The organism is Pseudomonas sp. KBS0707, from assembly GCF_005937945.2.
GTDB classification, from domain to species: Bacteria; Pseudomonadota; Gammaproteobacteria; order Pseudomonadales; family Pseudomonadaceae; genus Aquipseudomonas; species Aquipseudomonas amygdali.
This window is the reverse complement of record NZ_CP041754.1, coordinates 84,562-111,528: the sequence shown is the minus strand read 5'-3', so window position 1 is coordinate 111,528 and position 26,967 is coordinate 84,562. Positions and strand designations below refer to the sequence as shown.

Annotated in this window: 27 protein-coding genes and 4 pseudogenes; 11 read left to right on the top strand and 20 right to left on the bottom strand. The window is 57.1% G+C overall.

Annotated features, from left to right (window positions below; translation table 11 throughout):
- Positions 1-179 precede the first annotated feature (179 nt).
- Together FFH21_RS00530 and FFH21_RS00525 are read right to left on the bottom strand one after the other, a co-directional pair.
- Positions 180-350 (bottom strand): annotated as a pseudogene (locus tag FFH21_RS00530) (GH25 family lysozyme); the annotation flags it as partial.
- 9 nt (positions 351-359) lie between these two features.
- The gene (locus FFH21_RS00525) at positions 360-1,463 is read right to left on the bottom strand and encodes an IS5-like element ISPsy19 family transposase (RefSeq protein ID WP_004663854.1); all 1,104 of its coding nucleotides are present in this window, start codon (positions 1,461-1,463) and stop codon (positions 360-362) included.
- A 128-nt stretch (positions 1,464-1,591) separates the two neighbouring features.
- Between FFH21_RS00525 and FFH21_RS00520 the strand changes: the two genes are divergently transcribed.
- Positions 1,592-2,572 (top strand): IS5-like element ISPsy2 family transposase, encoded by a 981-nt coding sequence (locus FFH21_RS00520; protein ID WP_145119537.1) that lies wholly within the window; start codon positions 1,592-1,594, stop codon positions 2,570-2,572.
- A gap of 282 nt (positions 2,573-2,854) precedes the next feature.
- Here the strand turns inward: FFH21_RS00520 and FFH21_RS00515 are convergent, their stop codons facing one another.
- The 3 genes from FFH21_RS00515 to FFH21_RS00505 form a co-directional block, all read right to left on the bottom strand.
- Positions 2,855-3,244 carry a hypothetical protein gene (locus FFH21_RS00515; protein ID WP_041924384.1) on the bottom strand — a complete coding sequence of 130 codons (390 nt, stop codon included), beginning with the start codon at positions 3,242-3,244 and terminating at the stop codon, positions 2,855-2,857.
- Between the two features lie 121 nt (positions 3,245-3,365).
- Positions 3,366-4,337 (bottom strand): phage baseplate assembly protein V, encoded by a 972-nt coding sequence (locus FFH21_RS00510; RefSeq protein ID WP_041924383.1) that lies wholly within the window; start codon positions 4,335-4,337, stop codon positions 3,366-3,368.
- A complete protein-coding gene (locus FFH21_RS00505) occupies positions 4,310-5,020 on the bottom strand; it encodes a hypothetical protein (RefSeq protein WP_041924382.1) in 711 nt (236 codons plus the stop codon). The genes FFH21_RS00510 and FFH21_RS00505 overlap by 28 nt, the downstream gene beginning before the upstream one ends.
- Positions 5,021-5,177: 157 nt before the next feature.
- Here FFH21_RS00505 and FFH21_RS00500 point away from each other — a divergent pair, with 157 nt between their 5' ends.
- Positions 5,178-5,390: a hypothetical protein gene (locus FFH21_RS00500; protein ID WP_005737208.1), complete on the top strand. Its 213-nt coding sequence runs from the start codon at positions 5,178-5,180 to the stop codon at positions 5,388-5,390.
- The gene (gene xerC, locus FFH21_RS00495; RefSeq protein ID WP_011167368.1) at positions 5,387-6,535 is read left to right on the top strand and encodes a tyrosine recombinase XerC; all 1,149 of its coding nucleotides are present in this window, start codon (positions 5,387-5,389) and stop codon (positions 6,533-6,535) included. Before FFH21_RS00500 ends, xerC begins: the two co-directional genes overlap by 4 nt.
- Before the next feature lie 117 nt (positions 6,536-6,652).
- Here the strand turns inward: xerC and FFH21_RS00490 are convergent, their stop codons facing one another.
- The 4 genes from FFH21_RS00490 to FFH21_RS00475 all read right to left on the bottom strand — a co-directional run bounded on the left by FFH21_RS00490 (position 6,653) and on the right by FFH21_RS00475 (position 8,807).
- Positions 6,653-6,934: a hypothetical protein gene (locus FFH21_RS00490; RefSeq protein ID WP_041924381.1), complete on the bottom strand. Its 282-nt coding sequence runs from the start codon at positions 6,932-6,934 to the stop codon at positions 6,653-6,655.
- Between the two features lie 138 nt (positions 6,935-7,072).
- Entirely contained in the window at positions 7,073-7,414 is a 342-nt protein-coding gene (locus FFH21_RS00485) for a hypothetical protein (protein WP_230383627.1), read from the bottom strand.
- Between the two features lie 40 nt (positions 7,415-7,454).
- Entirely contained in the window at positions 7,455-8,300 is an 846-nt protein-coding gene (locus FFH21_RS00480) for an RNase A-like domain-containing protein (protein WP_011167366.1), read from the bottom strand.
- Positions 8,301-8,312: 12 nt separating this feature from the next.
- Complete coding sequence (locus FFH21_RS00475; RefSeq protein ID WP_011167365.1) at positions 8,313-8,807, bottom strand: type VI secretion system tube protein Hcp; 495 nt, start codon at positions 8,805-8,807, stop codon at positions 8,313-8,315.
- Between the two features lie 514 nt (positions 8,808-9,321).
- Between FFH21_RS00475 and FFH21_RS00470 the strand changes: the two are divergent.
- Positions 9,322-9,912, top strand: a pseudogene (locus FFH21_RS00470) (IS21 family transposase); the annotation flags it as partial.
- Positions 9,905-10,708 (top strand): IS21-like element ISPsy20 family helper ATPase IstB, encoded by an 804-nt coding sequence (gene istB, locus FFH21_RS00465; protein WP_011167363.1) that lies wholly within the window; start codon positions 9,905-9,907, stop codon positions 10,706-10,708. The pseudogene FFH21_RS00470 and the gene istB, both read left to right, overlap by 8 nt.
- 160 nt (positions 10,709-10,868) lie before the next feature.
- On the opposite strand, the pseudogene FFH21_RS00460 reads toward istB, so the two are convergent.
- The 5 genes and pseudogenes from FFH21_RS00460 to FFH21_RS00440 form a co-directional block, all read right to left on the bottom strand.
- Positions 10,869-11,246: pseudogene (locus tag FFH21_RS00460) on the bottom strand (transposase); the annotation flags it as partial.
- Between the two features lie 116 nt (positions 11,247-11,362).
- Positions 11,363-11,653: a type II toxin-antitoxin system RelE/ParE family toxin gene (locus FFH21_RS00455; RefSeq protein WP_002551445.1), complete on the bottom strand. Its 291-nt coding sequence runs from the start codon at positions 11,651-11,653 to the stop codon at positions 11,363-11,365.
- Positions 11,643-11,882 carry a type II toxin-antitoxin system RelB/DinJ family antitoxin gene (locus FFH21_RS00450; protein ID WP_002551444.1) on the bottom strand — a complete coding sequence of 80 codons (240 nt, stop codon included), beginning with the start codon at positions 11,880-11,882 and terminating at the stop codon, positions 11,643-11,645. The genes FFH21_RS00455 and FFH21_RS00450 overlap by 11 nt, the downstream gene beginning before the upstream one ends.
- A gap of 162 nt (positions 11,883-12,044) precedes the next feature.
- On the bottom strand, positions 12,045-12,518 hold the full coding sequence (locus FFH21_RS00445; RefSeq protein ID WP_011167361.1) for a GNAT family N-acetyltransferase: 474 nt from the start codon (positions 12,516-12,518) through the stop codon (positions 12,045-12,047).
- Between the two features lie 100 nt (positions 12,519-12,618).
- Positions 12,619-13,167, bottom strand: coding sequence for a GNAT family N-acetyltransferase (locus tag FFH21_RS00440; protein ID WP_004667255.1), 549 nt, complete (start codon positions 13,165-13,167; stop codon positions 12,619-12,621).
- A gap of 160 nt (positions 13,168-13,327) precedes the next feature.
- Between FFH21_RS00440 and FFH21_RS00435 the strand changes: the two genes are divergently transcribed.
- A complete protein-coding gene (locus FFH21_RS00435) occupies positions 13,328-13,822 on the top strand; it encodes a hypothetical protein (RefSeq protein ID WP_004667254.1) in 495 nt (164 codons plus the stop codon).
- A gap of 33 nt (positions 13,823-13,855) precedes the next feature.
- Here the strand turns inward: FFH21_RS00435 and FFH21_RS00430 are convergent, their stop codons facing one another.
- The 5 genes and pseudogenes from FFH21_RS00430 to FFH21_RS00405 form a co-directional block, all read right to left on the bottom strand.
- The gene (locus FFH21_RS00430) at positions 13,856-15,130 is read right to left on the bottom strand and encodes an OprD family porin (RefSeq protein WP_004667253.1); all 1,275 of its coding nucleotides are present in this window, start codon (positions 15,128-15,130) and stop codon (positions 13,856-13,858) included.
- Positions 15,131-15,344: 214 nt separating this feature from the next.
- Entirely contained in the window at positions 15,345-15,578 is a 234-nt protein-coding gene (locus FFH21_RS30370; RefSeq protein WP_011167360.1) for a hypothetical protein, read from the bottom strand.
- Positions 15,579-15,801: 223 nt separating this feature from the next.
- Positions 15,802-16,908 carry an agmatine deiminase gene (gene aguA, locus FFH21_RS00420; RefSeq protein ID WP_011167359.1) on the bottom strand — a complete coding sequence of 369 codons (1,107 nt, stop codon included), beginning with the start codon at positions 16,906-16,908 and terminating at the stop codon, positions 15,802-15,804.
- Between the two features lie 5 nt (positions 16,909-16,913).
- Positions 16,914-17,792: an N-carbamoylputrescine amidase gene (gene aguB, locus FFH21_RS00415; RefSeq protein ID WP_004654103.1), complete on the bottom strand. Its 879-nt coding sequence runs from the start codon at positions 17,790-17,792 to the stop codon at positions 16,914-16,916.
- A 423-nt stretch (positions 17,793-18,215) separates the two neighbouring features.
- A pseudogene (locus tag FFH21_RS00405) lies at positions 18,216-21,128 on the bottom strand (aminotransferase).
- 240 nt (positions 21,129-21,368) lie between these two features.
- On the opposite strand from FFH21_RS00405, the gene rfbB reads away from it, so the two are divergent.
- Positions 21,369-22,451: a dTDP-glucose 4,6-dehydratase gene (rfbB, locus tag FFH21_RS00400; RefSeq protein ID WP_011167358.1), complete on the top strand. Its 1,083-nt coding sequence runs from the start codon at positions 21,369-21,371 to the stop codon at positions 22,449-22,451.
- An 80-nt stretch (positions 22,452-22,531) separates the two neighbouring features.
- Complete coding sequence (gene rfbC, locus FFH21_RS00395) at positions 22,532-23,077, top strand: dTDP-4-dehydrorhamnose 3,5-epimerase (protein ID WP_004654097.1); 546 nt, start codon at positions 22,532-22,534, stop codon at positions 23,075-23,077.
- A gap of 8 nt (positions 23,078-23,085) precedes the next feature.
- Here rfbC and FFH21_RS29810 read toward each other — a convergent pair whose 3' ends face one another.
- Positions 23,086-23,238: a hypothetical protein gene (locus tag FFH21_RS29810; RefSeq protein WP_011167357.1), complete on the bottom strand. Its 153-nt coding sequence runs from the start codon at positions 23,236-23,238 to the stop codon at positions 23,086-23,088.
- Positions 23,239-23,241: 3 nt separating this feature from the next.
- Between FFH21_RS29810 and FFH21_RS00390 the strand changes: the two genes are divergently transcribed.
- The 3 genes from FFH21_RS00390 to FFH21_RS00380 are packed head-to-tail and all read left to right on the top strand — an operon-like array spanning position 23,242 to position 26,901.
- Positions 23,242-25,059: an ATP-binding protein gene (locus tag FFH21_RS00390; protein ID WP_004654094.1), complete on the top strand. Its 1,818-nt coding sequence runs from the start codon at positions 23,242-23,244 to the stop codon at positions 25,057-25,059.
- Positions 25,056-26,441, top strand: coding sequence for a sigma-54 dependent transcriptional regulator (locus FFH21_RS00385; RefSeq protein WP_004654092.1), 1,386 nt, complete (start codon positions 25,056-25,058; stop codon positions 26,439-26,441). Before FFH21_RS00390 ends, FFH21_RS00385 begins: the two co-directional genes overlap by 4 nt.
- Positions 26,428-26,901 (top strand): YiiD C-terminal domain-containing protein, encoded by a 474-nt coding sequence (locus FFH21_RS00380; protein WP_004654091.1) that lies wholly within the window; start codon positions 26,428-26,430, stop codon positions 26,899-26,901. The genes FFH21_RS00385 and FFH21_RS00380 overlap by 14 nt, the downstream gene beginning before the upstream one ends.
- The last annotated feature ends 66 nt before the right edge of the window (positions 26,902-26,967 follow it).

Genomic DNA, 26,967 nt, shown 5'->3' with positions numbered 1-26,967 from the left:
GGCTCAGATTATCTACGACTGAAGGATCACTCGGGCTCACATTAACTGTAGCAGGCTTGTCTTCGGCGTTATCGTCCAACACCCTATAGTTTGTTGGACGATAAACGTGCTTTCAATAGGCTACCAGCTGCGATGCAGTTAATGTCATTAGCGCTTAGCCCAATTACAAAATCACTGGATCAAATACGGACCCAGTTAAGATCTACATCAACCTCAATGCCGTCGATGCGACCTTTATTACTGTGCTGCCAAATTGACCAGCTTTTACCTGCTGCCTTCCATGTAGCGGGAATCCTAGATTCACTAACATTCCAATTAGCGATCCACAGAGGGTATTCACTAAGAGGGTGTAGACAAAATCATGTAGTGAGTCGGCGCGCGAGTATTCGAGCCTCGGCCAACCAAACCCATGCCTCGCTTACCGCAAAAAGGCGATCATGATGCATGATCAGTCGCCGAGCTCTCTCATTCCAGGCATGAGTTCGCTCCACTACCCATCGCTTGGGCATGACCACAAATCCAGTCTGAACAGGCTCCACGGAAAATAGATCGCCTTGTTCAGAGTGCCATTGCCCTGTTCTTCTGTTATTCGGGCCACGGATCACTTGAACATCGATAGCGTGCAGTTGATGGGTGCGCTGTGCCCATTTTCCTGCGTACGCACTATCAACAAAAAGCGTGCTCAGTGACGGATATTTTTCCTTCGAGTACGCCACCGCATCATCCGCCGCGTCACGATCCTGCACGCTTGCAGCACTGATACTGACAGCCAGCAGCAGGCCCAATGTATCGACAATCAGACTTCGTTTACGCCCCTTCACTTTTTTGCCTGCGTCGTAGCCGCTGTCACCGCCTTGAGGAGAACTGCGGGTCGACTGTGAATCCAGGATCGCTGCTGACGGGCTGTCAGCGCGTTCTTCCCGCTCACGCCATTGAGCTCGCAAGCGATCATGCATTTGCTCGAACTTGCCTTGAGCGCTCCACCGGCGGAACGTTTTGTAGACATTGTCCCAATGAGGAAAATCGCGGGGTAGCATTCGCCATGAGCACCCCGTGCGTACGACATAGCAACAGGCTTCCAGCAACGTGCGCCGAGAGTGAAGCGGTGGCACTCCTCGTCCGCCCTGGCTTTCAAACAGGTCGGCGACCAGTGCCCACTCGGTATCTGTCAAGCAACTCGGATATAGCTGCTCCGGCAGTTGGCGGCGGTGGGTTTCATTGTAGCCATAGGCTTTATTAGGTTCAGGTGACTGAAAACTTCCCTTGGCCCGCTGCTTTACACGCGTAATCCCTGCCATTTTCAACGCTTTTGCAAAGGTGTCGGGATGCGCAGTGATACCGGTTTCGGCGAAGAATACGAGCGCCAATTCGGCCTGGCTGGAATAGGGCTGTGCATGAGCGAGTTTCACCAGCACGGGATAGTGCTCGGCGGCAATCGAGCGAGGACGTCCGGTTTTAGGCATGGCTTGAGGGCTATTCAGACAAGGGAGTGAAAGTTTAATTTATTTTGTCTACACCTTCTAAGGAAACTCTGAAAAAGACTTCCTAATTTGGCAAAATCTCCGGACACCAGTCGCCGAGCTTTTCGATGATGAAACAGATGACCTTCGCCGACGCCGAGTATGCCGGCAAGCGCAAGCAGACCCGTAAGGAATTGTTCCTGATCGAGATGGATCAGGTGGTGCCCTGGAAAGGTTTGATTGCCCTGATTGAGCCCTATTATCCAAAAGGAGAAGGTGGCCGGCCCGCCTACCCACTGATGGCGATGCTGCGTGTTCATCTGATGCAGAACTGGTTCGGCTACAGCGATCCGGCGATGGAAGAAGCGCTGTATGAGACGACCATCCTGCGTCAGTTTTCAGGCCTGAGCCTGGAGCGCATTCCAGACGAAACCACGATTCTCAACTTCCGTCATCTGCTGGAAAAGCACGAGTTGGCGACCGGGATTCTCGGCGTAATTAATGGTTATCTGGGCGACCGTGGCTTGTCGTTGCGTCAAGGCACCATCGTCGATGCCACGCTGATCCACGCGCCCAGTTCGACCAAGAACAAGGATGGCAAACGCGATCCTGAGATGCATCAAACCAAGAAAGGTAACCAGTACTATTTCGGCGCCAAGGCTCACATCGGCGCCGACGACGAGTCAGGCCTGGTGCACAGCGTGGTAGTAACAGCGGCCAATGTGGCAGACGTCACGCAGGTTGCCAAACTGCTGCACGGCGAGGAAAACGTAGTCTGCGCCGACGCAGGTTACACCGGGGTCGAGAAGCGCGAAGAACACGCTGGGCGCAAGGTCATTTGGCAGATTGCCGCCCGCCACAGCACTTACAAAAAGCACGGAAAACGCAGTATTTTGTACAAGGCGATCCGCAAAATCGAGAAGGCCAAGGCCCAGGTTCGCGCCAAGGTCGAGCATCCGTTTGGGGTCATCAAACGCCAGTTTGGCTATGAAAAAGTGCGCTTTCGGGGCTTGGCCAAGAACACCGCGCAGATGGTGACGTTGTTCGCCCTGTCAAACCTGTGGATGGCCGGCCGACATTTGTTGGCGAGCGCAGGAGAGGTGCGCGTGTAATGCAGGAAATGGTTACCGCAAAAGGCTTTGCAGCGGCCGAAAGAGCTAAAAAGCGAAGATAATTGAGCAAATTTCGACATGCATCGTTTTTTGAAAAGTGCTGAGGACTCGGTAGCCGGAAAACATCCGGCTACTTCAGACCTTCCCTAGCAGGGGTTACTTGACTCTGTGCCTGCTAGCTTTTGCCTCTAGCACAAGGCTTTTGGCAAAAATTTGAGAGGGGCGACCCCATCCGAATATACCGGGTATCGCCCCCACAAAATCGGCTCCACTTATAGCCTTTCAATTCTCTACGCTTAGTTCCCGACCAATCAGTTGATCAAAACGTGTTATCGCGATTTCGAATCGTTTAAATAGACCAAAAAACTCTTCAAGACCTATTTCAAATCTAACCTCCCTAACAAGAACTGGGGTCGTCCCATCAATAGCATTCCTAACCTCATCAAAGCCGGGACTATTTATGAGATAAACAGTCACGTCGACAGGTTTGTTTTGTATGTGGCCATGAACTTCACCTGACCATAGCTTAACCCCAACAATTTGATCACCCTTCCCCATTAATCCTTGCTTTATCATGTAGTCATTAATCGTCGAGCTATCGTGGGCGTCTGCAGCAGCCGTCCCTTTATAATCACCATACTGAACGCTAGCCTTGAAAGTTTCCATGCTCATCACGCGACTCCTTACAAAGTAATTTAGGCACGAGCAGCATCTGCCACCTCTTGAATTAAGGCAAGTAAATCTATGAATAGTACGTAACCATGCTCCTCAATACTGCAGTTCTCCCACGCTTTTACATGGTAACGGCTCTAAGTTGTCCAGCCAGAGTTGCCGCTTTGACTCCATCTGCGGTGAAGGCTGTGGTGTTACCAGGCACGGGTGATGGACCATGAGTGTGTGCCGCAAGCTGGGTATTCATATCCTGAACGAGGTCGAGCAGGTCACAAACCACCTGAAAGATGTTGACTGTTCCGGACCCAATCCAGCTTTTAGGCGCTTGCAGCCGTTGGCTCTTACTGGCGACGCTCTCACGCAAGCCGTGAATCCGTTCATGCATGTCGCCACCCACCGTGGCGTTATGCTCCTGGCCGACCACCAGGTTCAGGTCACGACCTGTTGCCTGGTGCAGGTCGTCCACTGCCGCCAAGCTCGCGGATCCGCCTGACAGCAGCTTGAGCGCGCCCAGAGCCTCGATCTTCTTCACACCACCCACTGACTCAGTCGAATGGTCGTCCACCGTCCTGGTGTGGCTCTGGAAGCTCTCTGTGTTCGTCATGGCGTCGACTTCGCGCTCGATCGCCTGGTCCTGGATCTTGCCGTCAGTCTTGCGCAACCAGTTACCGTCCGCGTCGACGCGCTGCTGCACGGCGTCACTGTGCTGCCAAACCTGGTCGCCCTTGGGGACCTTTGGCAGTGTGAGGCCGTGCGGCAGGATGGTCTGGATGTAGGGCTTGTGTGGCAGGCCATAGGCAAAACATACCACGACCTGAGTGCCTTCTTCCGGAAAGGCAAAGAAACCCATCTCATCGCCACCCACTGGCATGGGCAGCGGCACGCCGGACAGCACCGGCAACGTCGTGTCGATCTCGCCGTCTGGCCCCATCACCTGCAGGTCGACCGAGAAGCGCGGGCGGAAGTCGTCACAAAGCCCAGCGCTGGCCGGCGCATCCGCCACGGCCACTACTTTGGCAAAGCGCGGCAAGTGATAGCCGCCAGTGAGTTCAGGGAATTGCCGCTCTACGCTGCGCTTGATTGCGTCGTCCATTTGATAGCCATCTGCGTGCCGGCCAGCGTCACGTTCGTGATCCGCTCGCCCTGGTTGATTGATACGCCTGGTCGCAGGCCCGGTAAGGCCGCGATCATTGCGCTCTGGCTGCCCTGGTAACCGTCGAAAAGGTTCACCGGCAACTGCAACGGCGACCGAGCGCCGAAGAAACTGTCAGCCCAGGCACCGACGTAGATCTCGCCGTCGCCCTGTTGCTGCCAGATAAAGTCCTTGATGCCAAACACCCGCGCCATGCTGTCCAGTGCCTGGTAACCAGCGGCCAGGTTGTAGAAAAACGGCGTCTCGGTGCGTGTATAAGCCTGATCCGGTACCTGAAAGCGCAGCCCGGTCTTGCCGCCGATATCGGCCAGCACAGCGCGCAGATCCACGTGGCGTAGGTTCATGGGCAACGGGTTGGCCAGCACCGCGGCTAACTCGCTGCAAAGCACCACCTGCTCGATGCCATTGGTGGCGGTGCAGCGTTCGACGTAGCCAATGAAATGACGCTGCAGAACGGCTTCGTTGTAGCCGATATCGAACGTGACCAAACCTTTGACGGTAACGCCCGCCTTGATCGTGAACGTGGCGCGGCCCGGACTCTTGAGGTCAAGGCGGACATCGTCGTTGACCAGCGGCATGACCGTGCCGCCGATCGACAGCACCTTGTGCAGTTTCATGCTCATGACGCGCCACCCAGGTAGGTGAGCGCCAACGACATGCGCGTTCTGGCCAGCATTCTCGCCATCCCCTCCCCCAGTAATTGAGCCGTCAGGTTCTGGCTTTGAGCATCAGGGCGGGACGTTACACTGCCCTGATTGCTGCTTGATATAGAGAGCAATCATGAACTCCCAAACAAGCAATGTTCTCACTTTTGAGGACCTGCAGCGCATCACCGGCTACCAACGCCGCTCCGACGTCGAACGCTCGCTGATCACTCAGGGGATACGCATGTTCCGGGGGCGCACTGGTCCGTGGACGACGCTGGATCTTATTCACCACGCTGCGGGCATCGAGTCTGTAACCTCAGAGAGTTATGACACCAATATCCTATGAGGAAAGCGCGTAAGCGGAAGCACAATCCGCACATCCCCCCACACATCGACCAGGCCGCTCTTCCAGCGGCCATCTATTTTGATCATCGCAACGCCGGCGTCTGGTACACGCTGCATTACGACGAGACCGGCACACAACGCCGGCGCAATGTCGCACCGGCTGACGTGACACTCGCCGAGCTGCACCAAATCATGGAGCACACCTCGGGCGTCGACCAAGGCACCTTGCGTTACGTCTGCGCGCAGTTTCACCTGAGCGATCGTTACAAGAAACTCAGCTTTAAGACTCACGACGATTATTGCTATTCGCGGGACGTCCTGCTGGGTATCCCGACACGGCTGGGCAAACCGCTGGGGGATCTGCTGGTGAAGAAACTCACGGCGGCATTGATCCAGCGGATTGTTGATCGCCTGGCTGACGAGGGCACGCCGTCCAAAGCAGCGCACGTCCTACGCTACCTGCGCCGGGTACTGCGGTGGGGCCGCAACCGGGGCTACCTGGACAACAATCCCGCACAGGGCATTGAAGCGCCTGTTGAGCGCAAACGCCGACGTTTACCGGAGCACCAGGTCATGGAAACGTTGGTCGACCGCGCCTTGGCATTTGGCCGCCTGGCCAGGAACGAAAAAGGCGGCTGTCCGGAATACCTGAGCTACGTGATGGAGATCGGTTACCTGTGCCGATTGCGGGGCATTGAGACCATCACGCTAACAGATGCCCATGAACTGGCTGAAGGGATTATGACCAACCGGCGCAAGGGCAGCCGGGACAACATTGTCCGCTGGACGCCACGTCTGCGCGCCGCCTGGGAGGGAGCGAAGGCCTACCGGGCCAAGGTGTGGGCAAGCAAATCAACGGTCGTTCCGATCCGTCCTGATCGACGCTACATCATCGTGGCCAGCCACGGTGGTGCTTTACGTAAATCCAATCTGGATACGGCCTGGCAACGATTCATCACCTCGGCCATTGAGGACGGCACCATCATAGCCGAACAACGCTTTGGCCTGCATGACCTCAAGCGGCGGGGTATCACCGACACGGTGGGCAATAGGGCGGACAAACAGGAAGCTAGCGGTCACCGGGACGGGGCGATGATGGATGTCTACGATCTAAGCGTTCCTCTGGTGAACCCCTCTCGGACATGAGAGCCCTCGTGGGACAACCTATGTGCTGGGTATAAAAAAGCCGCTAGTTAGCGGCTTATTAAAGAACAAACTCAGGAAAACTAATCAATTGTCCGCCACAGCACTTATGGACGTCAGCTAAGTTTTCGTCCGAGAGATTTCTGCCTTTAGTTTTGAAAGCAACCAACACGCCAGGACAACAAAAATGAAAGATGCAGTTATTACCATATCAATTACAATTCCTTCTCCACTCTCGCCTCCAGCTACGCCAAAAAGATTTTTCATCAAGATGTATATAGAATTACCCACGGGGGTATCAAGCCCGGCTTGAGCCAGCCCGCTATCAATCATGAAACGAGCTAAAAATATGCTCAACAAGATAACAACGAATACTGACAAGATAACTTTAATGATGCGCATTATTTATTATCCCTAGAACTTACCACATCCAACACTCCATAATAATTCAGCCTGGCAAATCGCCACACTGCTGTCAAGCTTAATCAAGCGCGCAGCATCGACCTCATCCAGATCTTATCTGTAGGAATTTAGATATAATCACTTAAACCCTAACCAGCCAAAGTATTTAATAAAAAAAAACTTCCTCTTCTCTTCCATATGAAAATTTATTGATTTTAGCACATCACTAAAAAAAACATGCTCATCAACTCCAAACCTTTCAGGAATGAAACAAAGGTCATACCACGACAGTATCTCGTCAACTGAAAAATCGCCAGATTTTTGAAGACTTATATATGTCTCTATATCTTTTCTCAGCGAGAGGCTGGAGCAGTAAGACTTACTTGACATCCATTTCTCGATTACCTCTTCAACGGTAAGCTGCCCTACCCTTTGCTCTTCAGGTAGATGATCGAGTATTCCATCACTCAATTCTTTCATAAAGCTTATCAATTCCATATATCCGCGCATTACAAAAACCTCAAGGAATCGGGAAGGCAGTAAGGATGTACCTGGGCATGTGATTAAATTCTACAAACTCTATAATCACCCTCACCTTTGTCATGGCTACTGGGATATCTGGCGCTGAACGGTATATGCCCCAACCCACCTCCTGCTTAGCATCAAAGTCCAAGACTAGTCGATTGCTCTTACGAATAAATTGAGTTTTGGAATACATTAGAATTCTGAGACGATTTGCTTTTAATGTTTGGCTTACTGCCCATTCTGCAATATCCATCTTTTCAAATGTAGACATTACAGTCGCCGACCTTACCTTCTTAAAGCGTTGCTGTAATCCGGAAATATCTTTTTGAAAATGTTCCCGCCGTGTATGACCACCTGGATCTTTTCTGGGCAAGTTTTTGGGCTTTTCACTAACTTCAATCGTCATTCTGCCAGCGCGTATCGAGGAAACTCGAAATGCGTTGTACATGGAAGCAGTAGTCAGGGGAACCACAAACTCAGTAGCTAGCCCAATAACCTGACCAGTTTCTCGAGAAGCCCCCAATGCCTCTGCCGCAGTCATCCCGGCTTTGAATGCAAAAGAATCGGTTTGTTTTCCTGTTACAATCTGCGTTGATGCGGCTGACAGCTGGTCAGAAGCATGAACTCCCATTGCCACACAGCCGACTTTTGAAATCATCGTAGGCTCAGGTAATGCACACAAGACGCCCGAACCGGCAAGTTCAATGATGCCGCCGACGAGTCGAAGACTGCCAAATATACGGTTAGACATAATTTCAGCAGGCGTAAGGGACTCATGAGCGAGTATCGCCGCCATTTGGGCAAAATTGAGGATGACGCGAAAGCTTCCATCATCAGACATAAATACGTTTCCTTACGCAAATGGCTTGTTAGCGGTCCTGTCCCAGCCACCGGAAACGATACCCGCACTCCCACCATCAGCACGTCGCTGTTGTGAGTACTCAAACTTTATTCGACCGTAATTTAAAGTCACAACTTCGACAGGAAAGCCAGATTGTTCTGCACCTTGCCCACTCACCAACGCAATCAGCACCTCTTCAAGCACTATATCCAGGTACTTGAATTTTTCAGTTCCCGCTCGATGGATTCGGATGGTCACATTTTTGATGTGGGAGCCCTTGCAGCAAAGCTCAAATAGCTTCGGTGTGGCTCTGTCTACATATTTGCTGATCTGAAAATCCCCAAGGGATACGCCTCCAGCGGTCGCCCCACCACTGGAGCTGGCAGTCTGACTGATCGACTGCATAGCGTCGTAGTGATAAGAAAGCAGCTCGATCCAACCTCTGTGACCATCGTCAAGAGACTCGCCCTCAACACCATCAACTTTCATAAAAGCATCAAAAGACATAATCGCAGCTCCTTGCTTTTCAAAATTTCGAAGGCAAATATTAGCTATGTTTCTTCTTCTTTTACCAGCCTAGAGTGTGCTTGGTCTGATTGCACGATGAGAGCTGCCCCCGTGCCTAGCTGATACGCCCCCTAATCCCGTATACGCCATTTAGACGCCTTAGGACGCAACCACCCCTCGACTGGTAGCCCTAGTCATCAGCGCTCTTCGTGCCACGTAATAACGCGCCACGACCTCACGTAGGTCATCGCCTCCACGTCATGGGCACGTAATAAAAAAAGCTGCAAGTCATTGATCTGTAAGTTAAAAGCACCTTCCTTGTAATCAGTAGGTCCCGGGTTCGACTCCTGGTGCCGGCACCATATAAAAGAAGGGCTTGCAGCGATGCAGGCCCTTGTTTTTTCCCCCAGACGTAATAAGCCACGTAACAAGTCCACCGATCGGGCCTGTCTTACGCGCTCCACGTCGAGCTCCAACCGCAGCTACAGACGCTCATGAGCAGTAGCGCGAGACCCTGCCGACGGCCTTTGATGGCTACGTGGAACGCACCGTCCGTGTCTCTAGCACCTGCCTGATCAGCGTGGCGCGCAATCGTTATTCGGTGCCTTGCGAGCGTGTGGGTCAATGGGTCAGCAGCCGTTTGTACCCTTCGCGAATCGTGGTCATTGCCGACGAAACGGTGATCGCCAGTCACGAGCGCCTCTTTGATCGAGATCAGGTCGGTTTTGACTGGCAGCACTACATCCCACTCATCGAACGCAAGCCTGGTGCACTGCGCAATGGCGCTCCATTTGCTGATCTGCCAAAACCGTTACAGCTTCTTAAACGCGGACTGAGGCGTCACACCAACGGTGATCGAATCATGATGCAGGTACTGGCTGCTGTGCCCATCGCCGGTCTCGAACCAGTGCTGGTGGCGGTGGAGCTGGTACTTGAATCGGGAAGTCTGAGCGCCGATCACATCCTCAATGTCGTTGCCCGCCTGACCTCCACCGCACCACCTCCCTGTGTAGAAACCAGCCTGCAACTCAAAGTGGCGCCGGTTGCCAATACAGCACGCTACGACCGGCTCCGTACGACCGATGAGGAGAATCGCAATGCGTGACCTAATGACTGAACTCAAAGAACTGCGCCTGCACGGCATGGCCAGTGCTTGGGAAGAACTGGTCTCTCAAGGAACAGCGTCGACGGCTTCATCGAAATGGCTGCTGGAACATCTGCTTCAGCAGGAACATGCGGATCGCGCGGTGCGCTCGGTGAATCATCAGATGAACATGGCAAAACTCCCCATGCACCGTGACTTAGCTGGCTTTGACTTCAGCGCTTCCAGCGCTGATGCCCGGCTGGTCAGCGATCTATCCAGCTTGGCGTTCACTGAAACCGCGCAGAATGTCGTGTTCATCGGCGGCCCTGGCACCGGGAAAACACACCTGGCCAGTGCCTTGGCTGTATCCGGAATCACGGCCTACAACAAACGCGTGCGCTTCTTTTCCACGGTGGATCTGGTGAATCTGCTGGAGCGTGAGAAGTACGATGGCAAGGCAGGGCGAATCGCCCAGGCACTGCTGCGCACAGACCTGGTGATACTGAATGAACTCGGATATTTGCCCTTCAGCCAAAGCGGTGGCGCCCTGTTATTTCACCTGCTGTCCAAACTGTACGAACACACCAGCGTGGTCATCACCACCAACCTGAGCTTCTCGGAATGGTCGAGTGTGTTTGGCGACGCCAAGATGACCACCGCGTTGCTGGATCGGCTGACACACCACTGCCACATCGTCGAAACGGGCAACGAGTCCTACCGCCTACAACACAGCACATTGGCTGCCCAGACAAAGATCAAAACACGCGAACGAAAGCGAAAGGACGGAAATGATATCGAGGACGATGAGCCATTTTGATCCGCACCATAAATGCCCTGCTGCATGCGGTGGGGCTTGATGCGTCTTGAATCGGCACACTGCTGCTAAGCTTATTCACAATTGCTGGGGCAAAAATCAGCAATCCATCCTGGGTCAATTTTCAATCGGCAGGGTGGGTCAGTTTTCAATCCGCGCCAACATACATGGCAATTATCTTGTCGTCGAAGCCTGTAAAACGTCGTTCGTGCTTGGGAATCAGGATCGGGGCGAAGCTACCATCGCGGTCTCTGGGGATATCCAGGCGAAGCGGCCCGTCGTCGGTCAGAACCGTCTTGCTGCTTTTGCCATTGCGCTGATTGGTCGACTCCTCAGGGCGCTCCGCGCCCTGAGGATAACCAAGGTGGTGACCCAGCTCGGCGCCTAGCGCACGCTCGATCAGAGCCTTCTTGAACGCCATGGACGCGTCTTGAATGGCTTCGGCGCTCATCGGGCCTTTAACAAACTGCTCGATCAGCTCTTGGGGAATCGAGGGCAACTCCCTCGCTGTTGCATTGGCGGACTTCTTTTTGGTCGGCATACATGCACCTCTAGCTACATGTTATGCCCGAACACAAAATTTCTGACAGTCTCGATGTAGGGACTATCCAGCGACAGGCGGCATGCTCAGTCAGGACGCAATAACGCGGCCCTGATTTACCTACCCAGCCGGTCCGTCGCCTTGCGATAAACCTCTTCCCGTTCACGCTTGTCTACCGCAACCACGAAGACCACAACCTCTTGGTCAATAACCTGATAAACCAGCCGATAGCCGCTACTGCGCAGTTTGATTTTGTAGCAGTCAGGCAATGCATGCAGACGATTGGCTTCAACACGCGGAGCAACCAGAATCGTAGCCAGCTTTTTCTTGAGCTGCTGACGCACGGTATCTCCTAATTTGTGCCATTCCTTTAGAGCCCGCGCATCGAATTCGAGGTTATAGGTCATCCAGTGAAACCTTGACCCGCTGCGGAGCTGCAAGGCGCTCGCGCACAGTTGCCAACAGCGCTTCGTCTTCCTCTGTCATCAGAACCGTCTTGAAGGGTAGCTGACCACGCTCAGCTACGTACTGCAGGGTTTGGCGCAGCAACTCCGAGGGGGTGACGCCAAGCTTTTCCAGCTCGAGGTAAGCACGCGCTTTGAGATCGTCGTCGATACGAACGTTGATAGACGCCATGTGGGCATCCTCCAGTGTAATGACATTTGTATTTACAGTGAGGCAAAGTGGCCATTTTTGCAAGCAGCTGTAAAGATCATTTAGTCCCTACGCTCTCGCTGGTCAGCTCGAGCTGCGCGTACAGCCAAAAACGTGACAACTGCGGATTAATATCCCAACCCGTCAGCACATCGGCAGACGTTGCGGGCGGACATAGTAGTTGTCGAACTCGCCGCTCTCAACGAGCTGAAAACCGTGGCGAATGTAGAAGCGGTTTGAGTCGCTTTCTTTCAGGGCGCCTACCCGTACTGTCGAGGCGGTTGCGTCTGCTTGCGCGAACACCTGCCGAAGCACTGCAGAACCAATGCCCTGCCCTTGAAAGGCGGGCTTGATGTATAGGTGATCCAGCAACAGGCCATCGCTGGTCGGTTTGACGACCATAAAGCCGACCTTACTGCCGTCTACCTGGATGTAGTGTGTGCATGGCGCAGAAAACCCTTCACGAAAACGCTCTCGGGCGCGCACCGGGTCGAACCGGCCAACGCGCTCGAGGCTTTCGCGCATGGCTTCGATACGTATGGCCACCAAGGTTTCGAAGTCTTCGGGTTGGACCATTACCAAGGTAATGTCGGGCTCGGTCTTGCGGGTCAACGGCATTCGGGTCGCCCTCTGTTTATCGGGAATATCACTGGGCTCGTGGTTTTGGCAACAGATTAGTGCCCGGTCGGCCTCTACGTCAGATGTTCGAAGTGGCTGTTTACAGCCCCCGCGCCGACCACTCCTCCCGCGTCATCTCCCAGACTTCCACTTCGAACCGCCCGCTGACGAACTCACCCTCGTGCGTGCTCACTATGCGCATGCCTTCGTTGATCGAAATACGCCGCGAGGCTTCATTCGGGACGGCTTTGGGTACCTGCATCACGGGCATACCCATTACTTCGAACCACTGTCGATTGACCACACGGCAGGCCTCTTTCATGTAGCCGTTACCTTGCCAGTCCGGGTGTAGCCAGAAGCCGCGGTTGTTGCCGCGGTGGGTCATGAGGGTAATGCTGCCGATGATCTCCTGGGGCGCGCTGTGCAGGCGGATCATCCAGTGCCACTCGGTGCCGCTTGCGATGGCTGGCAGCGCAACGTCCTGAATGTAGTGCAGCGCACCGTCCTCAGGGTAAGGCCAGGGGACGCGGTTGTTCAGGTACTGCACGATTTCCCATAGCGGGAAACGCTGCTGGATAGCTGGCGCATCCTCTAGCTTGAGGGGCGTCAGCAGTAGGCGGTCTGTGTACAGCGTGGGGATGTTAGTCATGACTATGTCCCTCTCCGTCGAACAGTGCTCACAGGATGAACGGTCCCGTATGCCGGGGATTTAAGTCGAACTGCTCGATGCACAAGGGAGTCTATCCAGCATCTTTTACAAATCGGTAACGCCAGTGCCCAGAATCATTACGGATCAGACACCCCAAAGCGTGGTGGATGAGCAGCAAGTCAAATTGTTTGGCTCGCCCAAGGAACGGCTGGATTTCTATCGACGCGAAATTCATTACGAAACCACCAATCTGTCCAACCGCACCAACGCCTATTTATCAGCACAGTCGTTTCTGGTGATTGCTTACGCGTCGTCCATGGCGAACATGAACACTGAATGGGGCGCGATGTTCACGCTTGTGGTGCCGCCGATGCTGGCCTTGCTGGGGCTGCTCAGCACGCTGTTCGCCTGGCCGGGTATTCGGGCGGCTTGCGACATCATCCAGCACTGGCATCACAAACAGTCTCAGTTGCTGCTCAGCGAGCCCGTCATCGGGCTGACCTATGACGACTCACCGCTGTTCAGCGACTGGGAATCCAGCGAAACAGGGCCGAAAAAGTCGTTGCTGTTCTCCAAGCGGAGCCCTTGGCTGTTCAGCTTTTTCTGGATATTCCTCGGCGGCTTCGCGGTGTTTGTGCAGTTGATTGCGGATTGAGGCGGCCTTTTTTGCCAGGCCGCCTCCCTCACATCAAAAAACGTTGATCGGGTAGTCGACGAAGATACGCGTCTCGTTGCCTTCGCTGTTGTATGCCAACGCATCATCCGAGACACGCAGGAACGAGTTGCGCAGGCGGATCGAGAGGTCCTTGGCCGGGCCGCTCTGAACCACGTAGGTCAGCTGACTGAAGATCTCGCGTTCGGTGCCATCGCCGCTTCCAGGCGTGCCGTCGTCGATATTGTCGCCGCGTACATAAGCCGCTTTGTAGCTCAGACCGGGCAGGACCAGGCCGGACAGGTCGACGCCGTAGGCAGCCTGCCAGGAGCGCTCGTCCTTGCCGTTGAAGTCGGACCAGTAGGAGTTGGCGAGGTAGATGGTGTTGCCGCCATCACCAAAGCCGCCATCATTGCGATAGCCACCGTAGGCGTAGCCCATGTCGCCGGTGCTGCGCTGGTGTGCGAGGGTGAAGGAGTGGATGCCCACAGCCCAGGTCGCGGCCAGGCTCCAGATTTTGTTGTCACGCGCATCGCTGGTGGTGAAGTCTTTGTCCAGCTTGGTCTTGTAGCCGTTGAAGTCGAAGGTCAGCGACTGATCTTGCGGCAGAGCAAAGACGTAGTTCAGGTTGACGTACTGCTTCTTGAGCACGTCTTCGTTGTCGGAGGCGTAGAAAGCTGCACTGAATGCATCTGTGAACTTGTAGCTGGCACCGTAGACGTTGATGCTTTTCAGATCACCGCTGTCGCGACCCTCAGCACTTTTACGCGCCTCCTGGGTGAAACGCCCGGCAACCACTTCAAGCCCGTCGATCTCTTTAGAGGTGATCATGGTGCCGGTGTAGCTTTCCGGCAGCAGACGGGAATTGTCATAACTGAGCACCGGCAACTGAGGCATCTGGTCGCCGTACTTGATAACAGTATTGGAGATACGGGCCTTTACCGCCGCACCTGCACGGGACAGGTCATCGGCAGCAGCGCCGCTGTCACCTTGCTTGAAAAAGTCGATGCCGCCATTGCCGCTGCGACCCTTGCCGCCATCCAGACGGATGCCGTACAGGGCAAAGGCATCAACGCCGACGCCCACAGTGCCCTGAGTGAAACCGGACGCGAAGTTGCCCATGAAGGCCTGGCCCCATTCGGACTTGTCTTCACGGTCGTTCTTGTAGTCGCGATTGATGTAGGCGTTACGCAGATTGACGATCAGCCTGCTGTCTTCGACGAAACCCTTTGAGTCTGCCTGCCCTTCGGCCATGGCCTGACTGGCGCTGATGATGCCCAAAGCGAGCATGCCCATACGTTTGTTAAGCATTTTGTCTTCCTTTTCTGCGAATTGACACGCGCTGCAGCGACAGCCAATGGCTATCGGGGCCTCCAGCCTCTGAACAAGCAGTATAGAAGGCGACACGAATTCATCGCAGTGGACTGCTGATGCACGTACAGGATTGAGCCACAGACGGTGGGACGCGAATCCTAGTCCCGACGCATGGGGGTGTCAAACACGCAGATGGCCGGCCTAGAGCGGCTCAGCCAAGTTTGCCGGAGCAATCAACACGCTCGGTCAACACGCGGAGCAACGCTTCGAGCTCGGCCTCGTTGAACAGGCCTGCCGGGTAACGCTGTAACAACATTGCGCGAACATCCGGTCTGGATTTCGCGGGCCTGGTCGTCCTTAACCAATCCGCCACTAGCTGGCGGGCCTCGTTACTGAGAGAAGCAGAAAAACCACGAGCACGCTGCTGGTTCGTACCTGCGTTCATAACGAAAACCTCTTGATTTCATGAGGGGCTAAATCTACTCACGCCATATGACAGTCAAGCTAAGAAAACGAACGTTTACCAACCTGCTTCAGAGGTAGCGCTCTGCGCATCTGTTACAGGATGTTACTCGACAGGTAAAAACAAAAAGCCCATCGGGTGATGGGCTTGATACAGCAAGAACGGGACCAGTTGCCCCTTATCGGATGTTACTAGTTATTTCTAACTAGGCCTTGTGAGGGGCCGGTTGCTGCTGCGTCAGGCAGTGAATATTGCCGCCACCGAGCAGTAATTCGCGGCCAGGTGCCATCACCACTTCGTGCTCTGGAAACAGTGTTTGCAGGAGCTCACGGGCCTTTTCGTCCATCGGATCGTCGAAACTCGGCGCAATGATGCCGCCATTGACGATCAGGAAGTTCACATAGGACCCGGCCAAACGCACTGAAGGGTTGCGTTCCTGACTGCCGTGCACCTGATCGACGCCTGCACATTCTTCTTCTGTGGCGAACAATGGTCCGGGAATCGGCATTTTATGAACGATAAACGCGCGCCCCTTTGCATCCAGTGTGTTTTCCAAAATACCCAGCGCCGCATGGCAACGTGAATAGTTGGGGTCTTCGGGATCATCGGTCCAGGCCAGTAACACCTCACCCGGACGAATGTAGCAACAGAAGTTATCCACATGCCCATCGGTTTCATCGTTGAACAGACCATCTGGCAGCCAGACAACTTTATCCACAGCCAGATAATCACCGAGGATTGCTTCGATCTGTTCGCGGGTCAGGTGCGGGTTGCGGTTGCGATTGAGCAGGCACTCTTCGGTGGTAATCAGCGTGCCTTCGCCGTCGACATGAATCGAGCCGCCTTCCAGCACGAAGCCTTTGGTGACGTAACGCGGGCAGCGCTCGATTTCCAGTACCTTGCTGCCCAGCTGAGAGTCCAGGTTCCACGGCGCATACAACCCGCCGTCGAAGCCACCCCAGGCATTGAATTCCCAGTTCACACCGCGCACTTCGCCGCGCTCGTTGATGACGAACGTCGGGCCGCTATCGCGCACCCAGGCGTCGTTGCTGCTCATTTCCACAACCCGGATGTTCGGCACGTCCAACCGCGCACGAGCGTTGTCGTACTGCGCGGCAGACACGGCCACGGTAACCGGCTCAAAGCGGGCGATGGCCTTGGCGATCGCAACGTGGGCGGCCTGGGCGGGCTTGCCGCCCAGGCGCCAGTTGTCCGGGCGCTCGGGCCAGACCATCCAGACCTGGGTTTGCGGTGCCCATTCGGCCGGCATGTGGAAACCGTCGGCGCGTGGTGTGCTATTGAGCGTGGTCATGGCGATCAGGACTCCAGCGAACCGTCGAGGGTCTTCACCGCGCCGTACAGGTTAGGGCGGCGATCACGGAACGTACCCCACGCGCTACGGATGTGCTCCAGCTCGTCCAGGTCGAAGCTATGGACCAGCACGCCTTCTTCGGTTTCGTTGAGCTCGGCGACTTTCTCACCGAACTGGTTGGCAATGAACGACGAGCCGTAGAAGGTGATGTCGTAGCCATCCTGCTCTTCGTTGCCGATACGGTTGCTGGCGATCAGCGGCATCAGGTTCGCGCCGGCATGGCCTTGCTGCACGCGCTGCCAGTGATCGCGCGAGCTGATGGTTTTGTCGTGTGGCTCGCTGCCGATGGCGGTCGGGTAGAACAGAATTTCTGCGCCCTGCAACGCCATGCTGCGTGCGCACTCCGGGAACCACTGGTCCCAGCAGATGCCAACGCCGATTTTCGCGTAGCGGGTCTGCCAGACCTTAAAGCCGGTGTCGCCCGGGTTGAAGTAGTACTTTTCGTGGTAGCCGGGGCCGTCCGGGATGTGGCTCTTGCGGTAGATGCCCAGGTTGGTACCGTCTGCGTCGATGATCGCAATGGTATTGAAACGTGCACGCCCTGCCAGCTCGAAGAAGCTGATCGGCAGTACAACTTGCAGCTCTTTGGCGAGCTTCTGGAAATGCTTGATTGCGACGTTGGATTCGATAGTAGTCGCCAACTGCAGATAGTCCGGGTTCGGCTTCTGGCAGAAGTACGGGGTTTCAAACAGTTCCTGAATCAGGATGATCTGTGCGCCCTTGGCGGCAGCTTCACGCACCAGCTTTTCAGCGGTCTCGATGTTGGCTTCCAGATCCCAGGAACAGGCCATCTGGGTAGCAGCGACAGAAACGATACGGCTCATGAAAATATCTCCAGGGGCGGATGCAAGGACTTATCACCATAGCAGACAGGCGATGACGATTATGAATGCCTTTATAGCGGATATAAATCGGTATTAAAAGCTAAAATTTTGTTACTTTCACTATATTTTGTTATTTTTGCCGATATTAATCGACTTAAAATCCATCACAGTGCCCATTCCCCAAGCTGGGTGTGACGCGGAGCGTCACAAACGGCATTCCCACGCTGGAGCGTGCGGAACGATGGGCGCCCAGGCGCCACCTATCGTGCCCATTCCCTCGCTGGTGCATGCGGAACGATGGGTGCCCGGGCACCCCTATCGTGGCCATTCCCCCGCTGGAGCGTGCGGAACGATGGGCCCCCAGGCACCACCTATCGTGCCCATGCTCCGCGTGGGTATGCCGCTCTGGACGCTCTGCGTCCTCTATTCCAGTTCGTGGAGCACCTTCGATACGTTATCGACGAAAAAATCCACGCTTTGCCGGGTGGTGCACATCGGAGGTTTGATTTTCAGGATGTTCAGGTAGTCGCCGGTCGGCTGCATGAAGATGCCCAGTTCACGCAGGCGCTTGCAAAGCTGCGCGGTTTCTTCTGTGGCAGGTTCCAGGGTCTGGCGGTCGCGGACCAGTTCCATGCCCAGATAAAAACCCATGCCATGCACCGCGCCTACCAGCGGATGTTTATCGGCCAGAGCCTGCAGGCGCGCCTTGAAGTGATCGCCCACGAGCCGGGCATTGTCCCAGAGCCTTTCCTCCTCCATGACGTCCAGCACTGCCATGCCGATCCGGCAACTGACCGGGCTGCCACCGGATGAGGAGAAGAAATAGCCCTCGGCCTCCAGCGCCTCGGCGATCTCACGACGGGTGATGACCGCGCCCAACGGATGGCCGTTGCCCATGCCCTTGGCCATGCTGATGATATCCGGCACCACGCCCTGCTCTTCGAAGCCCCAAAAGTAATGACCCAGACGGCCATAACCCACCTACACCTCATCGGCAATGCATACACCACCCGCAGCGCGAATCTTCTGATACACCTGCTGCAGATAGCCGGCAGGCAAGGAAATCCCGCCCGCATTGCCATACACCGGCTCGCAGATGAAGCCCGCCACCTGCCGTTGCTGCTCTGCCAGCGTGACGAGTACCTGATCGATACTGCGCACATACTCCGGCGCACTGTCGGTGCCACGAAACGGCCCGCGATAGGTATTGGGTGCGGTGACCGGATGCACCCAATCCGGGCGGGTACTGAGTGCCTGCGGGTTGTCGGCAATCGAGGTGGAAATGGCGTCGGTCGCCACCGACCAGCCGTGATATGCCTCCAGCACACTCAGCATGTCGCGTCCGCCGCTGTAGGCCCAGGCCAGCCTGATTGCCAGGTCGTTGGCCTCGGTGCCGCTGTTGACCAGAAACACGCGGTCCATGCCCTCGGGTGCAAGCTCGAGCAAGCGCTCGGAGAACTCGGCAATCGCCGCGTAATGAAAGCGCGAGTTGGTGTTGAGCAGCGACCACTGACGAGCCGCTTCATGGGCCATGCGCGGGTGGCCGTGGCCGAGGACCGCGACGTTATTGAGCATGTCCAGATAGGAACGGCCCTGCATGTCGATCAGGTGATTGCGCCAGCCACGCTCGATCTGCGGCGGAGCCTGATAGTAGTGTTTTTGCGAGCGGGCGAAGCTGGCATCACGCCGCGCCAGCAATTGCGCGGCGTCTGCGAGCGCTGGAGCGTCACAATCAAAACCGAGCAAGGTCGACGGCGACGGGCACACGGTGCGCCAGGCTGCCGCCCAGGCAGGTGTGGTGAACAGCGGCGGGCTGAGGTCTGCCGTGGTGCACAGTTGCAGCAACAGCGAACCACCGCCCTGCCCGATCAGCGCGCCTACTGACACTTGATCAGCCAGTGATGCATCCGGCAGCACGCCCCACAGCTTCAAACTTATGCCCTCGCCGACCAGCAGCAATGCCGCATCCGCGGTCAGCCGCAGAGTGCCGTTGAACGGTGCATGCAGCGCCGTTTCGGCGGGCACATGCAATTCAACGTGCAGGGCGAAAGTTTCGGGCTCCTTAGCACTGTCAGGCAAGGTGCGCGACAGACGGTATTCCCCAAAGCGGCTGGCCGCCAGGCCATCGTCACCCGCAGCCTGGGAGAGCAGGTATTCATCAATGCCACTTTGCTCCCAGTTGCCTGCCACAAAGTGCTCACTGAGCACACCCAGATCCACCACTGTCGGCTTGAGCCCTTGTAGAGCGGGCAGCATCGGCTGGTAAGCGGGCTGTCCGGCAGGCGGAAACTCCACACCCACGGCCTGCAGAATCGCCGCTTCCATCAGCGCCATCGGCACCGAAGTGGCGACGTCGAAGATGTTCCATTCCCCGGCAAGGTTGGCCTGGATGTACGCGTTGTCCGGCTCGATGCTGGCCTGCTGTTCGCTGCTGAGCACCAGCACTGCGGATCGAGCGACAATCAGCGGCCAGAGCGCCTGCAATTCTTCAGTCTTCAGCGGATTGAGGGCGTGGTAGGCGCGAATGGCTGGCAGGATGTACAGCGGGTCGCCGTCGGCATGGTGCAGCAGCGCCGCGCAGGTCACCGACAGGTCGGCCACTCGCCAGGTGCTGACCAGATCGCCGAAGTCGATCAACCCCTGCAATTGCCATTGGCGCTGTGCATCACGCAGCCAGACCACGTTGTGCTCGGTGATGTCCAGATGCACCGCCTGTATCGGCAGCGCTGCTATCAATGGCAACAAACGACGATGAGCCTGTTCACCAGCCTCGATGACACAGGCGCGAGCGTCGGCGTCCTTGATCACCGGCAGCAGGTGCTTGATCAGCGCATGAGCGTGGCGCGGATCCCATTGCAGAATGCGCTCCAGGCCAGGATGATCGAAGCCTGCCAGTGCCAGGTCTACACGGGCACACAGTTCGCCCAACCCGACCACCACCTCATGGCCCAGATGCCCGGCGTGCCCCAGTGACTGCCCATCAATGAATTCAAGCAAGCGCACGTGCACCGCCTGCCCGTCGATCCTGATGGATAACAATTACCCGCCGTCATTGGCGCCAACCACGCCGGGCACGCCAACGGCGCTGTGGCTGCTCAGGTGTTGCAGCGCCGCGTGCTGGGCGTTCAGTTCGGTGCTCGAATAGGCCCCGTGGCAGATTTTCAGCACATAACGCCGCGTGTCGGTTTCAAGCAGAAAGTTGCGATCCTGTTGGCTGCCCAGCGCTTTCAGCGTGCCGCTCAAGCCGTAATGCTGCGCGAGCAATTGCAGCGCCTGATCCACGCTCACCTCGGGACAAGGCAGACTGGACCGGCGGATGAGCGTGGCAAGCGGCATGGAGAACCTCGATCTTGTTGGAAGGCCCGGGCTCGACGAGCAAGGCGTCATGGGCAGTCGCGCAACTATAAGGGCATTGACGGGGGATTGCTCTGCACTCCCCATCAGCACGAGTACTTCAGTGTTGGAAGCCCGCCAGAGTTTTATTCAACCGCCTGCTCGGGTTTAATGGCCTTATCTCGCCATATGCGCTCAAGCGCTATGCTGCTATTACGTCAAAACACACAAGAAGGTCAGTTAATGCGAATACTCGTTACCGGGGGCGCAGGTTTCATTGGTTCTGCACTGATCCGCCACCTGATAAACAACACCGAACACGAAGTGCTGAACTTCGACAAACTGACCTACGCGGGCAATCTTGAATCGCTGCAGTCAATTGCGACCAACACGCGCTATGAGTTCGTTCAGGCCGATATCTGCGATCAGGCCAGCGTCAGCGCGGTGCTGGAACGGTTTGCACCACAGGCGATCATGCACCTGGCGGCCGAGTCCCACGTCGACCGTTCCATTGATGGCCCGGCCGAGTTCATTCAGACCAACATCGTCGGCACCTACAGCCTGCTGGAAGCCACGCGCGATTACTGGCTGAAACTGCCGGAAGCTGAACGTCAGGCGTTCCGTTTTCACCATATCTCTACCGATGAGGTGTATGGCGACCTGCACGGCGTCGATGATCTGTTTACCGAAACCACGCCGTATGCGCCCAGCTCGCCCTACTCGGCGAGCAAGGCGGCGTCGGATCATCTGGTGCGCGCCTGGCATCGCACCTACGGCCTGCCTGTCGTGGTAACCAACTGTTCCAACAACTACGGGCCGTTCCACTTTCCCGAAAAGCTCATCCCGCTGGTGATTCTCAACGCACTGGCGGGCAAGCCGCTGCCGGTGTACGGCAATGGCCTGCAAGTGCGCGACTGGCTGTATGTCGAGGATCACGCACGAGCACTGCTCAAGGTCGTGACCGAAGGCAAAGTTGGCGAGACGTACAACATCGGCGGTCATAACGAGCAGAAAAACATCGACGTCGTCCGCGGTATCTGTGCGCTGCTCGATGAGCTGGCACCGCAGCATCCGGCGGGCATCGCGCAATACAACTACCTGATCACCTACGTGGTTGACCGTCCGGGCCACGACCAGCGCTATGCCATCGATGCCAGCAAAATCGACAACGACCTGGGCTGGACGCCCGAAGAGACCTTCGAGTCCGGGCTGCGCAAGACGGTGCAGTGGTATCTGGACAACCTGGACTGGTGCCGCAGGGTTCAGGACGGCAGTTATCAGGGCGAACGACTGGGTTTCACCGACCCAAAGGACCTGATTGCCTGATCACCCTACTTTTCGGCAGACGCGCGTGAGTGCAGACTGCCGAGCTGCCACCATTTATTGAAGATTGCAGGGGAAGCCACGTGAACGTAGTAGCGACAAAATTGCCGGAAGTCCTGATTCTGGAACCCAAGGTATTCGGTGATGAACGAGGCTTCTTCTATGAAAGCTTCAACGCCAGGGCTTTTCAGGCTGCTACTGGCCTGACCCGTGAGTTCGTGCAGGACAACCACTCGCGTTCGCAGCAAGGCGTGCTGCGCGGCCTGCATTACCAGATCGAAAACGCCCAGGGCAAACTGGTGCGCGTCACCGTTGGCAAGGTGCTGGATGTGGCCGTAGACATTCGCCGCAGTTCGCCGAACTTCGGTCAGTGGGTCGGCGTCGAGCTGTCCGCTGAAAACGCCAGGCAGCTGTGGGTGCCGGAAGGTTTTGCGCATGGCTTCGTAGTACTCAGCGAGCATGCCGAGTTTCTCTACAAGACCACCGACTACTACACGCCGTCAGCTGAGCGTTGCATCGCCTGGAACGACCCGGACCTGGCCATCGACTGGCAATTCGACGGCCAGCCCAATCTGTCGGCCAAAGACCAGCAAGGCAAACGCCTGAAAGAAGCCGATCTGTTTCCCTGAACACATGATCACAGGCCACCCGGCGCAATGTCCGGGTGCCTGACGAGTCGGCGGCGTGCATAATACGCGCCTGATGCCCACGTCAGGATCGACCGGGTGTTTCTGTTGCCTGTACCGGCCTTGTCGTCGGCAGGCATCGCCAACCCTTCGGCGACGGCCAATCGATGACCATGACTTCTGCTGCTCTGCCGCCCCGCCCTCGCTGGCGCAGCCTTGCCCTTCTGGCACTGTGCCTGGCACCGTTGCTGTGGCCGCTGGAGCATCTGGCCGAACGTTATTACCGCAACGTGCTGGCCAACCAGAACCGCCAGACCCTGGACCTGTACGTCGCCAACCTGCTCGGCACTCTGCACCGTTATGAAACCCTGCCGCAGATTCTCGGCGACCTGCCCGCCTTGCGCGGCGCACTGGCCGCACCGAGCGACGTCACCACCCTGAAAAACGCCAATCGTCTGCTCAGCGAGATAACGCGCCAGACCGGTGCCGACGTCATGTACCTGATGGACGCCAACGGCCTGACCCTGGCCGCTTCGAACTCGGAGCAGAAGGACAGCTTCATCGGCCGAAACTTTTCCTTCAGACCCTATTTCATCGATGCGCTGGCAGGCAGAACCGGCCGCTTCTTCGGCCTTGGCACCACGTCGGCCAAGCGTGGCTACTTCTTCGCAGGCCCGGTGCGCGACGGTGATCGGGTGATCGGCGTGCTGGTGATCAAAGTCGACCTGGACCACACCGAAACACTGTGGGGCAAGACGCCCGAGCAACTGCTGCTGACCGATCAGAACGGCGTGGTAATCCTGACCTCCAACCCGGAGTGGCGCTTTCGAGCGACCCGCGACCTGACCGATGACGAGAAAAAAGCCATCGTCGCGATTCAGTCCTACCCGACCCGCGACCCGCGGCCTCTGAGGATTGATGAGCACGCCTGGCTGACCCAGACCCAGGCCATCGAAGAAACCGGCTGGAACGTGAACATTCTCGCGCCTCGCGCCCTTGTCAACCGCCAGGTACGCACGGTGGTGGCGATTGGCGGCGCAGCGCTTCTGGTGCTGATGTTGTTGCTGGGGCTGATGATGCAGCGTCGCCGTCATTATCTGGACCGCATCGCCTTCGAAGCCAAGGCACGTCGCGAGCTGGAAATGCGAGTTATCGAGCGCACCAGCGATCTGGAAGGGCTCAACAGTCGTCTGCGCCAGGAAGTGCTGGAGCGCGAACAGGCGCAGCAGGAACTGGTGCAGGCGCAGGACGAACTGGTGCAGACCAGCAAGCTGACCGCGCTGGGCACCATGTCGGCGAGCATCAGCCACGAATTGAATCAGCCCTTGGCCGCCATTCGCAGTTACGCCGAAAACGCCGAAGTGCTGCTTGATCATCAGCGTACCGAAGACGCGCGCGGCAACCTCAAGCTGATCAGCGAGCTGACCGGGCGCATGGCCTCGATCATTGCTCACTTGCGCGCTTTCGCCCGCCGAGACCGGCACGCCCCTGAAAGCGTGGCGCTACAACCGGCGCTGGACGATGCGCTGGCGTTGCTGGCCAAGCGGCGGCGCGCCATGGAAGTCGAGCTGATCCGAGACCTGCCGGACGCAACGCTGTGGGTACAGGCCGGTGAAACCCGTCTGCGTCAGGTGCTCGGCAATCTGATCGCCAACGCGCTGGACGCCCTCACCGAAAAAGGCCCGCCGCGCAGGCTGTGGATAAGTGCCGAGCAAACTGCCGAGGGCGTCAATCTGTACATTCGTGACAACGGCCCCGGATTTTCTCAGGAAGCACTGGCGCGGGCCCGCGAGCCATTCTTCACGACCAAGACCCGCACCCAGGGTCTTGGCCTGGGTCTGGCCATCTGCGATACGCTGATGCGCGCGCTGGGCGGCGAATTGCTGTTCGCCAACCATCCGAGCGGCGGCGCAGTGCTTACCCTGCGCCTGCGTGCCGGCGCTTCCGGGGCCAATCTTCAACCGCCAGAGGACCTTTCCGCATGAGTTCGGACACAGCCATCGACAGCCAGATTCAGGTGGTGCTGATCGACGACGACTCGCACCTGCGTCAGGCACTTCGCCAGACCCTGGACCTGGCTGGACTGAACGTTCTGTCGCTGTCCGAGGCAACCGGGCTGGCCGAACGCATCGGCCGCGACTGGCCAGGCGTGGTGGTCAGCGATATCCGTATGCAGGGCATGGATGGCCTGGAACTGCTCGACCAGCTTCACGCGCAGGACCCCGACCTTCCAGTGCTGCTGATCACCGGTCACGGCGATGTGCCGCTGGCGGTCAAAGCCATGCGCGCCGGAGCCTACGATTTTCTGGAAAAGCCCTTCGCCAGCGATGCCATGCTCGACAGCGTGCGCCGGGCTCTGGCGCTGCGCCGTCTGGTACTGGATAACCGCAGCCTGCGCCTGGCCCTGAGCGATCGCCAGCAATTGAGCACACGGCTGATCGGTCAGTCACCGTCGATCCTGCGTCTGCGTGAACAGATCGGAGCCTTGGCCGGGACTCGCGCTGATGTGTTGATCCTCGGCGAAACCGGTGCGGGCAAAGAAGTGGTGGCGCGCGCCCTGCACGATCTGTCCAACCGTCGCAGCGGCCCGTTCGTGGCGATCAACGCCGGCGCGCTGGCTGAATCGGTGGTGGAAAGCGAGTTGTTCGGCCATGAACCCGGTGCCTTTACCGGCGCGCAGAAGCGACGTATCGGCAAGTTCGAGTTTGCCAGCGGCGGCACGCTGTTCCTCGATGAAATTGAAAGCATGAGCCTGGACGTGCAGGTCAAGCTGCTGCGCCTGCTGCAGGAACGCGTGGTCGAGCGAATGGGCAGCAATCAGCAGATCCCGCTGGACATCCGCATCATTGCGGCGACCAAGGAGGACCTGCGGCAGGCGGCTGATCAGGGCCGCTTCCGGGCGGACTTGTATTACCGGTTGAACGTGGCCTCGCTGCGTATCCCGCCGTTGCGCGAACGTGGCGAAGACGCGCTGATGCTGTTCGAGCATTATGCCGATGCCGCGAGCATGCGCCACGGCATTCCCAAGCACGAACTCAAGCCCGGCCAGCGCGCGCTGTTGCTGCGTCATAACTGGCCGGGCAATGTCCGGGAACTGCAAAACGCCGCCGAACGCTTTGCGCTGGGTCTCGAGCTGGAGCTGGAGGGCGGCGATGCAGAGCAGGCGCCACCGCCGGGCGGCGGCTTGAGTGATCAGGTGGAAAGCTTCGAACGGGCCTTGATCGCCGCCGAGCTGGCTCGCCCGCACAGCTCGGTTCGCAGCCTGGCGGAAGCGCTGGGTGTGCCGCGCAAAACCCTGCACGACAAACTGCGTAAACACGGCCTGACGTTTGGCGACAGCAGCGGAGCTTCCGATGACAACGATTGAGCCTGAACATGACGCAGCCCGCGAACTTGAGCAGGTGCTGCACCACGACATTCCGCTGACCCGCGAAATGGGCATGCGCGTGATTGACTGGCACAACCAGACACTGCGCCTGCACCTGCCACTGGCACCCAACGTCAATCACAAGAACACGCTGTTCGGCGGCAGCCTGTATTGCGGCGCAGTGCTGGCGGGCTGGGGCTGGCTGCACCTGCGGCTACGCGAGGCCGGGATCAGCGATGGGCATATTGTGATTCAGGACGGGCAGATCAGTTATCCACTGCCGGTACGCACCGACGCCATCGCCCGCTGTGAGGCGCCAGAGCTGGCGCTGTGGGACAAGTTCATCACCACCTACCAACGCAGAGGCCGCGCCCGCATGACCCTGCACACCAGCATTACCGCGCAGGACAGCGAAGAACAGGCTGTTCGTTTTGTCGGGCAGTTTGTATTGCACCGGTGAAGCTGCGCGCAGTGGATGCACTGGACGCAGACCTGTGGGAGCGAACTTGTTCGCGAAGGCGTCGTT